Origin of the sequence: Pueribacillus theae, assembly GCF_003097615.1 — a bacterium.
Classification (GTDB): Bacteria; Bacillota; Bacilli; order Bacillales; family UBA6769; genus Pueribacillus; species Pueribacillus theae.
The window spans coordinates 1-12,615 of the sequence record NZ_QCZG01000036.1 but is presented as its reverse complement, the minus strand read 5'-3'; the positions used below and the strand labels follow the sequence as shown (position 1 = coordinate 12,615).

General features: G+C 40.6%; 10 protein-coding genes. 8 read left to right on the top strand and 2 right to left on the bottom strand.

What is annotated here, in order from left to right; translation table 11 throughout:
* The first annotated feature begins 43 nt into the window (after positions 1-43).
* The 3 genes from DCC39_RS14665 to DCC39_RS14655 all read left to right on the top strand — a co-directional run bounded on the left by DCC39_RS14665 (position 44) and on the right by DCC39_RS14655 (position 2,692).
* Positions 44-943 (top strand): hydroxymethylglutaryl-CoA lyase, encoded by a 900-nt coding sequence (locus tag DCC39_RS14665; protein ID WP_205948525.1) that lies wholly within the window; start codon positions 44-46, stop codon positions 941-943.
* A 19-nt stretch (positions 944-962) separates the two neighbouring features.
* Entirely contained in the window at positions 963-1,745 is a 783-nt protein-coding gene (locus DCC39_RS14660) for an enoyl-CoA hydratase (RefSeq protein WP_116555652.1), read from the top strand.
* Positions 1,746-1,927: 182 nt separating this feature from the next.
* Entirely contained in the window at positions 1,928-2,692 is a 765-nt protein-coding gene (locus DCC39_RS14655) for a YhfC family intramembrane metalloprotease (RefSeq protein ID WP_116555651.1), read from the top strand.
* Positions 2,693-3,007: 315 nt separating this feature from the next.
* On the opposite strand, the gene DCC39_RS14650 is transcribed toward DCC39_RS14655, so the two are convergent.
* On the bottom strand, positions 3,008-3,559 hold the full coding sequence (locus tag DCC39_RS14650) for a dihydrofolate reductase family protein (RefSeq protein WP_116555650.1): 552 nt from the start codon (positions 3,557-3,559) through the stop codon (positions 3,008-3,010).
* A gap of 778 nt (positions 3,560-4,337) precedes the next feature.
* Between DCC39_RS14650 and DCC39_RS14645 the strand changes: the two genes are divergently transcribed.
* The 3 genes from DCC39_RS14645 (at position 4,338) to DCC39_RS14635 (ending at position 7,911) form a co-directional block, all read left to right on the top strand.
* A complete protein-coding gene (locus tag DCC39_RS14645) occupies positions 4,338-4,913 on the top strand; it encodes a TetR/AcrR family transcriptional regulator (protein WP_116555649.1) in 576 nt (191 codons plus the stop codon).
* Between the two features lie 93 nt (positions 4,914-5,006).
* Positions 5,007-7,442 carry a YhgE/Pip domain-containing protein gene (locus DCC39_RS14640; RefSeq protein ID WP_338066565.1) on the top strand — a complete coding sequence of 812 codons (2,436 nt, stop codon included), beginning with the start codon at positions 5,007-5,009 and terminating at the stop codon, positions 7,440-7,442.
* A 58-nt stretch (positions 7,443-7,500) separates the two neighbouring features.
* Entirely contained in the window at positions 7,501-7,911 is a 411-nt protein-coding gene (locus DCC39_RS14635) for a hypothetical protein (RefSeq protein WP_116555647.1), read from the top strand.
* A 50-nt stretch (positions 7,912-7,961) separates the two neighbouring features.
* On the opposite strand, the gene DCC39_RS14630 is transcribed toward DCC39_RS14635, so the two are convergent.
* The gene (locus DCC39_RS14630) at positions 7,962-8,144 is read right to left on the bottom strand and encodes a YhzD family protein (protein ID WP_116555646.1); all 183 of its coding nucleotides are present in this window, start codon (positions 8,142-8,144) and stop codon (positions 7,962-7,964) included.
* Between the two features lie 172 nt (positions 8,145-8,316).
* Between DCC39_RS14630 and DCC39_RS14625 the strand changes: the two genes are divergently transcribed.
* Entirely contained in the window at positions 8,317-9,558 is a 1,242-nt protein-coding gene (locus tag DCC39_RS14625; RefSeq protein ID WP_116555645.1) for a metallophosphoesterase family protein, read from the top strand.
* Complete coding sequence (locus tag DCC39_RS14620) at positions 9,548-12,523, top strand: ATP-binding protein (protein WP_116555644.1); 2,976 nt, start codon at positions 9,548-9,550, stop codon at positions 12,521-12,523. Before DCC39_RS14625 ends, DCC39_RS14620 begins: the two co-directional genes overlap by 11 nt.
* The last annotated feature ends 92 nt before the right edge of the window (positions 12,524-12,615 follow it).

The following is a 12,615-nucleotide window of genomic DNA, read 5'->3' as shown; positions in this document are numbered from 1 at the left end:
AACTAAGAAAATACTAATCTTTTTTTAACTAGGAGGACCGATTATGGAATGGCCAAAAAAAGTAACAATCAAAGAAGTGGGACCGCGCGACGGGTTGCAAAATGAGAAAGAAGTTATCCCTTCTGGAGACAAAATTGCCTGGATTAACCAGCTGTCCAAGACAGGACTGAATTATATTGAAATTTCTTCATTTGTCAATCCAAAATGGATACCTGCACTTGCAGATGCCTTTGAAGTTGCGACAGGGATCGAGAGACAGGAGGGGGTAACCTATGCGGCGCTAGTTCCAAATAAACGAGGTCTGGAAAAGGCGCTAGAAGCAAATATTGATGAAGTGTCAATCTTCATGTCAGCCACGGAATCCCATAACAAAAGCAATATTAATAAAACAATTGATGAAACATTTCCAGTATTGAAAGAAGTCGTTGACGAAGCATTGACAGCAAATAAATCCGTCCGCGGATACATTTCTACCGTTTTCGGATGCCCATATGAAGGTTCGGTTGATGTTGAATCGGTGATTCGGATTTCAGAGAATCTGTTTGAAATGGGGATTGGTGAATTGTCGCTCGGAGACACGATCGGTGTCGCCAATCCAAAACAAGTTCAGGAAGTGCTGGAGGTTCTCTTAAAAAGATTTCCGGCTGAGAAGTTAGCCATGCACTTTCATGATACGAGAGGGACAGCAATGGCAAATATCCTAGTATCGCTTGATATGGGCATTACCATTTTTGACAGCTCATTAGGCGGTCTTGGCGGATGCCCTTATGCACCTGGGGCTTCTGGAAACCTTGCAACGGATGACTTGCTTTATATGTTGGATGGGATGGGCATTCATTCGGGTGTTAATCGTGAAAAACTAATGGAAGCGGCGCTCTTTATTCAAGAAAAAATCGGACGCCCATTGGCGAGCCATCAATTACAAACACTTTCAAACTGCTAAAAAGAGAGGAGTCATTAAATTGGAAAAGACCATTCTAGTTGAAAAAAGTGAAAACGGGATTGCGACGATTACATTAAACCGCCCTCAAGCGGCGAATGCGTTCTCAATGCAGATGCTGTATGAATTGCATGACGCGATTCACAACATTAAATTTGATCGTTCAGTGCGCTGTGTTATTGTCACCGGTTCGGGTGAAAAAATATTTTGTGCAGGTGCAGATTTAAAAGAACGAGCAGAGATGGATCCGGTACAAGTGCGTAAAGCTCTGTCACTCATCAGAGGAAACATCGACGACATCGAAGCATTGCCGCAGCCTGTCATTGCAGCTGTAAACGGAGGGGCATTCGGTGGAGGGACGGAACTAGCTTTGGCATGTGATCTTCGTGTCGCTTCATCAAACGCAAAATTCGGGCTTACTGAAACGTCGCTTGGCATTATTCCCGGTGCAGGCGGAACCCAGCGCCTTCCAAGATTGATAGGAAAAGGCCGCGCGAAAGAACTAATTTATACAGCAAGGCGAATCACTGCCGGAGAAGCGGAACAAATCGGTTTAGTGGAGTATGTTGTTTCGCAAGAAAAACTAATTGAAAAGGCGTTTGAAATCGCGAATCAAATTGCTCAAAATGGGCCAATTGCTGTCACCCAGGCGAAGATTGCAATTGATCGAGGATACGATGTTGACCTACATACAGGGCTGGCGATTGAGCAAAGCGCTTATGAAATGACAATTCCGACAAAAGATCGCCTAGAGGGACTGCAAGCTTTCAAAGAAAAACGGAAGCCAAACTATAAAGGTGAATAAACTTTAAAGCCGATGTTCATTTTTTGTGATGAACATTCGGCTTTTTTAAAAGAATATAATACATAACTTTGCGCCTGCGTCTACTGGCTAGCTATCTAATGATGCAGAAGGTGCAAGGCGGAAACGAACATTTACAGCGATTTTAACGACAGAAAATAAATGAAGGGAACGGTGGGATCGATTTGATAAGCGGTGCGACAATTACTTCTATGGTTGTTTCAGTTTTATTTCCATTTTTATTGTTTGCTGGCTTGATTTTGTTTTTTAGGAAGAAAACAGGTATTTCTATTCGGCCGTTAATTATCGGCAGTATCGGGTTCATCGTATTTACGCAAATATTGGAAAAGGCATTGCATCTTGTTATCTTAACGAATTTTCCGAATATCCAGGATTACCCATGGGCATTAGGATTGTACGGTGGAATGGCAGCAGGAGTTTTTGAAGAGTTTGGACGTTTTCTTTTATTCATTTGGCTTCTAAAAAAATTTCATGATTACAAGAGCGGCATCTCGTTTGGAATTGGCTGGGGAGGGATTGAAGCGGTTGTCATTATGCTTATGGTGGGCCTGCAAAGCCTTATTTTTGCTTTTATGATTAACGCCGGCACCTTTGAAACAATGTTAAACGGACAAATTCCAAGCGATCAACTGTCAACCTTGAAAGAATCGATAATAAGCCAAGGCGCAGCCTATTATTTACTAAGCTGTTTGGAACGATTCTTTGCTGTCTTTTTACAAATCGCTCTAAGTTTGTTTGTTTTGCTTGCAGTTGTTAAAAAGAAATTTTTATATGTTATTTACGCTGTTTTGATTCACGCGGCGATCGATTTCCCAGTTGCTTTTTATCAAACAGGTCATCTTAGCATATGGGCGGTAGAAGCATATATTGCTGTTCTTGGAGTACTTTCGATTGTATTTATAAAACGGGTTAAAAAACATTTTCACTAGGTAAACAGAAATGCCACTGTTTGCTTTTTTCTTTGTTTAGGAAATTATGAGTTTCTGTACATTACAAATGGGTATAATTGTAAATTACAAAGAATTATTGACCTTCTGCTCTACCGTAGGCAGCTTGTCACAACAGGCGGCTCAGCGATGGAAAGATCTGTCTGTCGCCACATTAACTATATCCTACCCTACCAGGTTGGAACAGAGATGCTCCTCGTGATATAAACGAAGCAGCCGACAAATGTTTGCCGGCTACATCTTGTGCTCCGTATGTATTCGGCCGGCAGCGCGAAGCGGCGGCGATCAGCCAAGCAGTCAACGAGCGGGCGTGTAGCGGAGCAGCACGACGCCAGAGCCGAAAGGTTTGGTCCCGGTCAGCTTCAGATCCAGTCGATCACGAATTCCTCCCAACAATTGGGGACCACGTCCGGCAACGATGGGCTGTACCAGGAGGTGATACTCATCCACCAATCCAAGTTGTGCCAGGGTGGAACCGAGGCCGGGACCGCCGTTAACGAGTAAGCTCTTCCCTTCTGCCATAAGCTGTGGCACCTCCTCGGAAACAGGCCCCTTCAATAAGAAAGAGTTCTGCCACGACACTTGATCTAGCGTCCGCGAGACAACGTACTTGGGTTTCCGATCGAGCTTGCGTGCGAAGTCGACCAAGAATTGAGGTCCGGCGCCGCTGCTAGCTACGGCTGGCCAAGCACTTTCCATCAACTGATAGATTTCGCGTCCAAAAAGCAGACCGTCGGACCGGTCCATCATGTCCACCGAATACTGGTGGAGCTCCTCATCCGCAATCACCTGCGTATGGTCACAGCAACCGTCCAGTGTCACATTCATCTGCAGGATTAAACGTCCCATATTCAACCTCCTTTCTGTCTATATTTTATCAAAGAATAGCAGGCCCGGTTTCTCATGGATTGCATGTGCACAGTCTGGGCCCGACCGAATACAACTTTAGTAAAACGGAGGAAGGTAAATTAAACAATTCTGCCCGATTGCCGCACAAATGTGTTCCGATATGAAATCCTACAACATATTCCTCCTAAGCATTTTCGAATGGTTGGACGTTATGGTTATATAGTAGGAGATCTTATCGTAGAGCAAATCAAGTATTAAGTCTTTATGCATTTATGCGGATGAAGCAAATTTCTTTTCTATTGGAAAGAAAGCAAAGGAAGAAATCCTACAAACAACGAATGATTGAAGTTTTCGAAGAAGATCCTTTTCAATGTCCACATTGTAAAAGTGAAATGGACTTGATTGGAATATGGCATAGTGATTATGGATGGATCTATCATTATATGGAAGAAACCGAAACGGTTAAGAGATGGAGCTCGTCATTTTTCAATGTCTGGATTGTGATGTAACTGATGAAGTCCCTGAATACATCATCGGTAAATTCAGTATGGACTTGAATCAAGGGGAAGAAGTGAAACTACATTGTCCAAAGTGCAATGGCACAATGGTTCAAGAGAGAAATAACCCAAGTGAATAAGCATCACTTGGGTCGTGGGTTAGTCGCGTTAGCGATTTTATTCTGATTTTCAAAAGAAAGCTTGCAATTTTTGGATAGATATACTAATATAAATAACGAATTTGACTAAATGACTAATTTGGTCAAAAAGGAGGGAAAAAGATGGCGGTTGACCGAAAGCAAAGCATTTTAGAAGCGGCGACAAGGTCTTTTTCATTGTTCGGCTATAAAGCTACGACAATGGACCAAGTCGCAAAAATAGCAAATGTCGGGAAAGGCACGATCTATACTTTTTTTCACAATAAAGAAGAGTTGTTTAATGAAATCATTGATAGCTTAATTGAAGAAATGAAACTTGTTGCAAAAGAAGCGATCGATCCTGAACGCTCATTTGCGGATAATTTGCACCAAGCGCTTTACCGCCTTTTGGAATTTAGGAAAAAGCATCAGCTAACATTTCAACTTTCGCTTGAAATGAAAGAGGTTGGTACACCTGAAGCCGTTGAAGCGATGGGGAAGCTGGAAAAGGTTGTGCTCTCATTTGTAGAAAAACAAGTGCAAGCTGCGATTGAGAAAGATGAAATAAGAAAATGTGATCCGCAAGTCACAGCTTTTATTTTGGTAAAAACGTATATCGCACTTGTTCACGACTGGGAGAAAGAGCATGATTCACTGAGTGAAAAGGAAATTGCAGAATTGTTTGAGCTCTACTTTTTAAAGGGGCTCGAAAAAAAATAACGGTCCAACTTCTTGTCTTTTTGACAAGTTTTTCTTTCAACAAATTTGACTGAATGACTATTTTGGTCAAAAATGAAAAGCGAGGGAATTGAATTGAAGCAATTAAAACATGAATTTCTAGCAGTAATAAAAAACAAAAAAATATTCATTCCGATTTTAGCTGTTATGCTAGTTCCCGTATTATACAGTGGATTGTTTTTATGGGCTTTCTGGGACCCGTACGAAAAACTCGAAGAAATTCCCGTTGCCGTTGTAAACAATGATAAAGGCGCGGTTTATAACGATGAAAAGCTTGAATTGGGAAATGAACTTGTCGATAAGTTGAAGGAAGAGCCAGAGTTTAATTGGCATTTTGTTGATAGAGAAGCAGCAGAGAAAGGGTTAAAAGATGAAAAATATTATATGATGATTGAAATTCCAAAAAATTTCTCAGAGCATGCTACAACATTAATGGATGATACACCAAAAAAACTTGATTTAATTTATGTGCCGAATGAAAGCTATAACTTTTTATCCTCACAAATTGGTGAGACAGCTATGCTTCATATCGAAATGGCGCTCGAAGAAAAAATTACAGAAACTTATGCCGAAACGATGTTTGACAAAATAAAAGAAGTTGCTGACGGACTTGAAGAAGCAAGTGAAGCGACAGAAGAACTCAAAGACGGAGCGGGAGAATTACAGAATGGCTCAGAAGAGCTAAGACATAATTTAAAAACGCTGGCAGGAAAGTCAATTGAATTTACAAACGGGGTTGAAAGTGCTCAATCTGGTTCCCGCGACTTGGCAAACGGTTCCAAAAAGCTCTCTAATGGATTAAACGAATTAAACGAAGGAAGCGGAAAATTACTAAATGCTTCTAAAGATGTCCAAAAAGGAACGAAAGAGCTTGCTGAAGGCATTGCCCAGGCGAATAATGGATTGGAGGAAATGCGCAAGAAAGTACCTGAATTAGTAACAGGAACGAAGCAAGTGCAAGATGGCTTAGCACAATTTCAAAATGAATTGCCGAAACAGATGGCTCAAAAGATTAATGGACAGCTAGAAGAAAGTTCGAAAGCGATGAACAACGGGTTATCAGAGTTGGAAAATGGTGTTGTCAACGGTTTAAATGGACAGTTGGCTCCTGGATTAGTGAATGGCATATCTTCTGCGATGGCGGATGAAATCATCAATTCGCAAAAAGCACAAGTGCAGCAGATTTCCCAAGTTCTTTTACAAAATGGGGTGGATGAACAAACAGTAGCAACCATTGTTGGAGGCTTACAAGAGAAAGCACCTTCAAGAGAATCATTGCAAAATCAGATTCGAGGAAAGCTGGAACCGCAAGTTAAAGGGGCGATTAACGAAACAACGAAAAGCATTCATGGAGGATTTGCTCAATATACATCTGAAGTAAATGCAAAAACAAAACATGCGACAGCTGGCTTAGAGGAACAAATTAAACAAGCAGTTAATCCAACCTTTGAACAATTGCAAGGCGGGCTTACTGCAATAAATAGCGGCCAAAAAACATTACAAAACGGCGTCAACCAGTTAGCTGACGGAACGAATCAACTGAAGGCCGGCTCAAACAAATTAGCAAGCGGCCAAAATGAATATGTTGATAACATGCAATTGTTTAGCCAGAAATTTTTAGAAGCAAAAAGTGGTTCAAACGATCTGGCAACTGGTGCAGGTCAATTATCGGATGGAATGAATGAATTAAAAGATGGATCAAGTAAGCTAAGTGACGGTTCAAACAAATTGGCGGATGGTTCTGAAAAGCTGACAGATGGAGTAGGTCAATTAGTTGAAGGAACGGAAGAATTTAATGATAAGATGCATGATGCCGCAGATGAAGCAAAAGATGTGAATTCAAATGAAGACACATACAATATGATGGCAAATCCCGTGGATACAAAAAACGAAAAAATAAATGAAGTGCCAAACTATGGAACAGGATTCGCACCTTATTTCTTATCACTCGGACTTTTTGTAGGTGCTCTCCTCATGTCAATCGTCTTTCCGTTAAGGGATCCTGCCATGACACCAAGATCTGCTTTCAGTTGGTTTGCAAGTAAATTTGGAATGCTAATGTTGATTGGTATTGCACAAGCGTTAATCGCAGATGCGATTTTACTGTTCGCTCTTAAAATAGAAGTAACGAGCATACCGCTTTTCATTTTATTTAGTATCATCACAAGCCTTGTTTTCATGTCACTTATCCAATTTTTAGTGACAGCATTCGGCGATCCTGGAAGATTTGTTGCGATTATTATTCTCATTTTACAATTAACGACGAGCGCAGGAACATTTCCATTGGAATTAATACCAAACGCGCTGCAGAAGTTTAATGCGTTTTTGCCAATGACATATACGGTGTCAGGGTTTAAAGCTGTGATTTCGAGCGGGAATTATGCATTCTTATGGAACAATATACTTGTTTTATTAGTTTTTATTGCTTTTACATTAATTGGGACAATTAGCTATTTCACGATTCAATATAAAAGAACGTTTGGGAAAATGGAATTAGATGAGGCAGTCTAGGCGGCAAAACGCTCCCTGCTTCATATACTGATAGAAGCATGGAAAGGAGACGGTTTTTGTGGCTGGAGTTTATTATTTGCCTTATATTCCGCTTATGTATTACAGAGGTGGGCTGTTAAACGATACTTACCTACACCCTCTATACTCATTCAATCCATGGCCACGAATGTCGCCACGCCAATTTCCGGCAAACGTAGTCGATAATTTTCAGAAATCTGCAAGGGATGTTACCGAAGTGATTCGTGAGATGCACGGCCTTGCCGAAAAAATTGTGAACGATGAACAGTTTGCCAAAAATTTGAGAGGCGCTGCACAAGTAAGCCAAATGGATGAAGTGAATCGGCTTGTTCGCTCGGTTGCAACGAGTGCGAACACCAAAGTATCGGTTAATCCAGATCGGATTTTAATTGAATACCGACCTTCCCGCGCAGAACAGTGTTATCATTTATCAATGACGATTTGTTGGTGAATGAAAAGCGCCTCCCACTCTAATATCAATGTGGGAGGCGCGTTACTTTTTTATCTATGAAATCCGATTAATTTACCATAGCTTGTCGTAATTCGATGCGTAATGTCTCCATACCCGTTTTCCTCAAGCAAAACTTCGCCCTTCGCTCTTGCTTCCTTATTATTCTCAGCTTCAAAGCGCTGTTCAAATAGCTTTTCACCTTTTTTGCTAAACGCAGTTACAACGTATTCCATTTTTAACATACCCCCTTTACCTTATGAGAAAAATTTGCAATTCAGCTCTCTGATTATCAATTCCTAACAAAAAAATAGCATATATTCAAAAAAAATTCCATACTAGTAACGGATATAGAACATTTGATCTCTTTTTATGTTAAAATAAGCATATTGGAATGGAGTGGTTCAAATGGAAATTACTTTTATCCATGCGGCTGATTTGCATCTTGGAAGAGTGTATTCAGGCTTAAGGCATTTGCCTGAGAAAATCTATAAACAATTGGAAGAAAGTGCATACCGTTCATTGGAGCGAATCATCTCAGCAGCCATTGAAAACAATGTTGATTTTGTATTGTTTGTCGGTGATCTATTCGATTCAAACACTGTAAGTTTACGTGCACAAATTCGCTTTCGCGGGCAGCTTGAACGGCTTGAAGAACATGGCATTCAAGCTTTCATTAGCTTTGGAAACCACGATCCGTTATCAACAGACAATCGTTCCATTGTATGGCCTTCATGCGTGAACGTTTTTGATCGTGAGGAAGTAATGAGCATTCCTTTCATAAAAAATGGGCAGCAAAGGGCAAGAATTTACGGATTCAGCTATGAAACTCCTAAAGTATTGGTGGATAAAAGCACGGAATATATAAGGAAGGATGAAGCCGGTTTCCATATTGGAATGCTTCATGGCAATGCGGAAGGGCAGTCGGAGCATGATCCGTACGCTCCTTTTTCGGTGTCAGCATTACTTGAAAAAGATTTTGACTACTGGGCATTGGGACATATACATAAACGAATGATAGTATCGAAAGAACCGCCGGTTGTCTATCCTGGCAACATTCAAGGAATGCACATAAAGGAGACAGGGGAAAAAGGCTGTTTTCTCGTGAAGCTGTCAAAGGGAACTGTTCCAAAAACAACATTTATTTCGACTGCTGACATTGTTTGGCAAGAGCGGGAGCTGTCCATTACAAATTTATCTACGGTTGATGAATTGCTAGAGAAACTGGCTAGCTTGAAGCAAGAGTTAAGAGAAAATAAGTTAGATACATTTGTTAAAATTCGGCTTACTGGTTACGGTGTTTTAAATGAAATTTTGCAGTCGGCAGAAAAGCTGGATGACATTCTATGGCACATTCGTGAGGAAGAGGAGGAAAGAAAGCCATTCGTCTGGCCTGTTGGGATTGATGTTGAGACGACAGGAGACTGGAACCGTGATGAATTGAAGGACCGGACAGATTTTATCGGGGAAGCAGTTATGACATTAGAAACTTATGACGGATACGAGGAGGCCTTAAAGCCCCTTTTCAGTCACCGAATGGCAAGACGCTATTTAATAGAATTTAACGAAGAAGAAAAAATAAAACTATTGAACAAAGCTGAACGTTTACTTTTAACAGAGTTGTTTAGGGGCGCTTCGAATGATCATTGAAAAGCTCACAATCTATGGATACGGCCATTTGAAAAATCGTACGATACAATTAGACACCGGGTTCCATGTTTTTTACGGAAGAAATGAAGCTGGCAAAACGACGATTCTTTCATTTATTGAGACGATGCTTTTTGGATTTCCGAAACGGCAGCAAAATGAACTTCGCTATGAACCGAAATCCGGTGGTGTCCATGGCGGAAAAATCGACATTCAGCTGGAAAGCGGCAAACTTTCTATCGAAAGGATAAAGGGGCGCGAACCGAAAGAAAGCATCATAATTTTTAATGATAAAGTGATTGACGAAGACGAGCTGCATCGTCTTCTTCAAGGCATCGATCGAACGCTATTCCGGGATATTTTTTCCGCACGGCTTGAGCATCTAAGGGAAATGGAAAAGTTAAACGAGGAAGATTTAAATCGATTTCTCCTCGGAACGGGAATTTCCGGGAATTTTTCGCTTTTTCAATTGGAAAGCAGGCTTGAAACGAAGCAAGGGGAACTTTTTAAGCCTCAAGGCAGAAAGCCAATTATGAACGAAGCACTGGCCGAATTGAAAAAAGCGGATGAAGCCGTCTCAAAAAGTAATGGAATAAAAGCGCAGTACGCGCAAAAACAAGCTGAAAAAACGGAGATTCAGACAAAAATAGAAACAATTCAAAAGGAAAAGGAAGAAATCAAAAAAAAGCTTACTTTGTTTGAAAAGGTGAAGGCGACTGAGCCTTTTTACTCTGAGAAAAAATTGCTCCAACTGCAATTAAATGATTTTCATGATCTAAATGATTTTCCAGAAGACGGTCTTAATCGCTATGAACGTTTAAAAATAAGGCTTCTTGATTTTGAAGGAGAAGCCAAAAATAGCGCTTATAAAATTGAACAGCTAAAACGTGATTTGCCAAAAGTGAATCATGAATGGCTTGAGCAAGCATTTGCTGTGCAGCAATTAAAAGAGAATGCTGAAACGTACCGAATGAAGCAAGAACGGCTGTTGCTGTTAACTGAACAAATCAAACATGAAGAAGCAGCCGTTGCAAGCCTTATTGAGCATCTTGGCCCAAAATGGTCTCATGAGAAGATTTTATCGGCTAATGTCAGTTACTCAGAACAAGAAAATTTGGAACATATGGCGAATGAAGTCAACCAATTGAGTGAGCAGCATACTTTTTTGGAAAAGGACTTAGCGGCGACAAGAAGCCGCTTTAAAGCAGCCGAAGTAAAGGAAAAAGAAATCCAGCGAACGTTGCTTGATGATGAGGAACGGGAAGATTTAGAAACATTTATTTCAAAGAATGAGAATAGAAACAACGAGCAAGAAAAGCTTTTTCTTCAAAAAATGATTGGTCAGCTGGATAGCCAAATGGCGAGAGAAGGGAAACCGCTTTCCAACTCAATCTTTTACATGATGCTTAGTCTGGCGTTTTTCTCCTCGGCTCTTCTTTTTTATATAGGCCAAGAGTTGGTTTCCGGCGTTGTTGCAATCATTTGGATTGTGGCTTTGTCTTTCATCTATATAAAGCGGAAACAAAAAATAAAGGTTTTAAACGAACTAAACATCTTGAAGTCAAGAGAGATAGAGCGCCTTCATCAACTTGAAGCCTCCAAAGCAGCATATGATCCTGCTTCAATCATGGAAGCAAAGAAAAAAATAGAACAAGATAACGGCCAAAGGCAAGAATGGCACTACCATAAGCTTGAAAAAGAGCGCGCGAAACGGGAATATGAAAATTTGTCAAAACGGTATGAAATGATCGAGAAAACATTAAGCAAAAAGCAAGATGAATTGCTGCGGTGGATGGAAGAGCGTAATTTTCCTCTATCCATGCCAATACCTGAATTATTGCGAACATTGGACAACATCCGTTCAGCGAAAAAAAACTTGCACACAGTGCAAACAGCAAAAGAAGAAAGGATCACGCTGCAAAATTGGATAAGCCAATTCGAGCAAGAGATTTATGGACTGGCAGCCGTTTTTCAAATTGAACAGATTGGCAGTCCGACCTCTCTTTTAATGAAGCTTGAGATGAAAATAGAAGAAGAAAAAACAACAAAGGAAAAAAAAGAGCGTATTCAAGAGCAGAGATTGGAAGAAATGAAGCAATATGAAAAAATAAAAGCAAAAATGGAACAATACGAAAAAGCGATGGTTGAACTTTTTCAGCAAGCTGGCTGTGAAACAGAAGAAGAGTATTTTTCAAAAGGAAATAAATGGGCAGAAAAAGAAAAATTGATAGAAAAAATGAACCTTCTTAACCAACAAATCCATATGCATATCCCCAATGAAGAAGAGAAACGCCAAGTTGAAAAAGAACTAGAAGCAAATCAAGACGAATTTGAACCAAGAATGATTCAGCTCTCCAACAGGTTAACGGAAATCGAACAACTGGAGACAGACTTATTTAAACGGTTGGCGGAAATTCGTGTAGAATTGTCAATATTGGAAGAAGGCGGGGATTATGATTCGAATGTTCAAAAGCTTGAAATGAAAAAAAGCGCTTTCCGCGAATATGCAGAGGAGTGGGCGGTTTATGCGTTAGCATTGGATATTTTGAGAAAGACGAAAGAACGCTACCGTAAAGAACGGCTGCCAAAAGTCGTAGAAATCGCGACAAACTATTTTTCCATCATGACAAATGGCGCTTATCATTCCATACGTGTACCTGTTGAAGGCGAGGAATTTACTGTTGAATCAGCATTGGGTATCCGCTATTCGCCAAAAGAACTAAGCCGAGGCACGCAAGAACAGCTTTATTTGTCTTTAAGGCTTGCATTAACTTTAGTCTATCCCGCGGCGATTCGCTTTCCGATATTATTAGACGATCTGCTTGTCCATTTTGACCATGACCGCATGGAAGCGGCGATAAATGTTTTAAAAGAACATAGCAAGGCCCATCAAATTTTGTTTTTCACGTGCCATGAGCATATAGCAGCTGAATTTGGTGAAAAGGAAGCGGCATATGTCACAATGTGAAAGGAGGGCGTGTCGCCCTCCTTCATTTTTTTGTGAAAAGAAAACCATACGCTAGGCGTATGGTTCCGGAAAGCTTTCAGCGATGTATCAAA

What these genes read in the sequence shown, in the direction of transcription:
- DCC39_RS14630 (WP_116555646.1), bottom strand. Translation starts at nt 8,144, where the DNA reads ATGGAATACGTTGTAACTGCGTTTAGCAAAAAAGGTGAAAAGCTATTT.
- DCC39_RS14625 (WP_116555645.1), top strand. Translation starts at nt 8,317, where the DNA reads ATGGAAATTACTTTTATCCATGCGGCTGATTTGCATCTTGGAAGAGTG.
- DCC39_RS14665 (WP_205948525.1), top strand. Translation starts at nt 44, where the DNA reads ATGGAATGGCCAAAAAAAGTAACAATCAAAGAAGTGGGACCGCGCGAC.
- DCC39_RS14645 (WP_116555649.1), top strand. Translation starts at nt 4,338, where the DNA reads ATGGCGGTTGACCGAAAGCAAAGCATTTTAGAAGCGGCGACAAGGTCT.
- DCC39_RS14620 (WP_116555644.1), top strand. Translation starts at nt 9,548, where the DNA reads ATGATCATTGAAAAGCTCACAATCTATGGATACGGCCATTTGAAAAAT.
- DCC39_RS14650 (WP_116555650.1), bottom strand. Translation starts at nt 3,559, where the DNA reads ATGGGACGTTTAATCCTGCAGATGAATGTGACACTGGACGGTTGCTGT.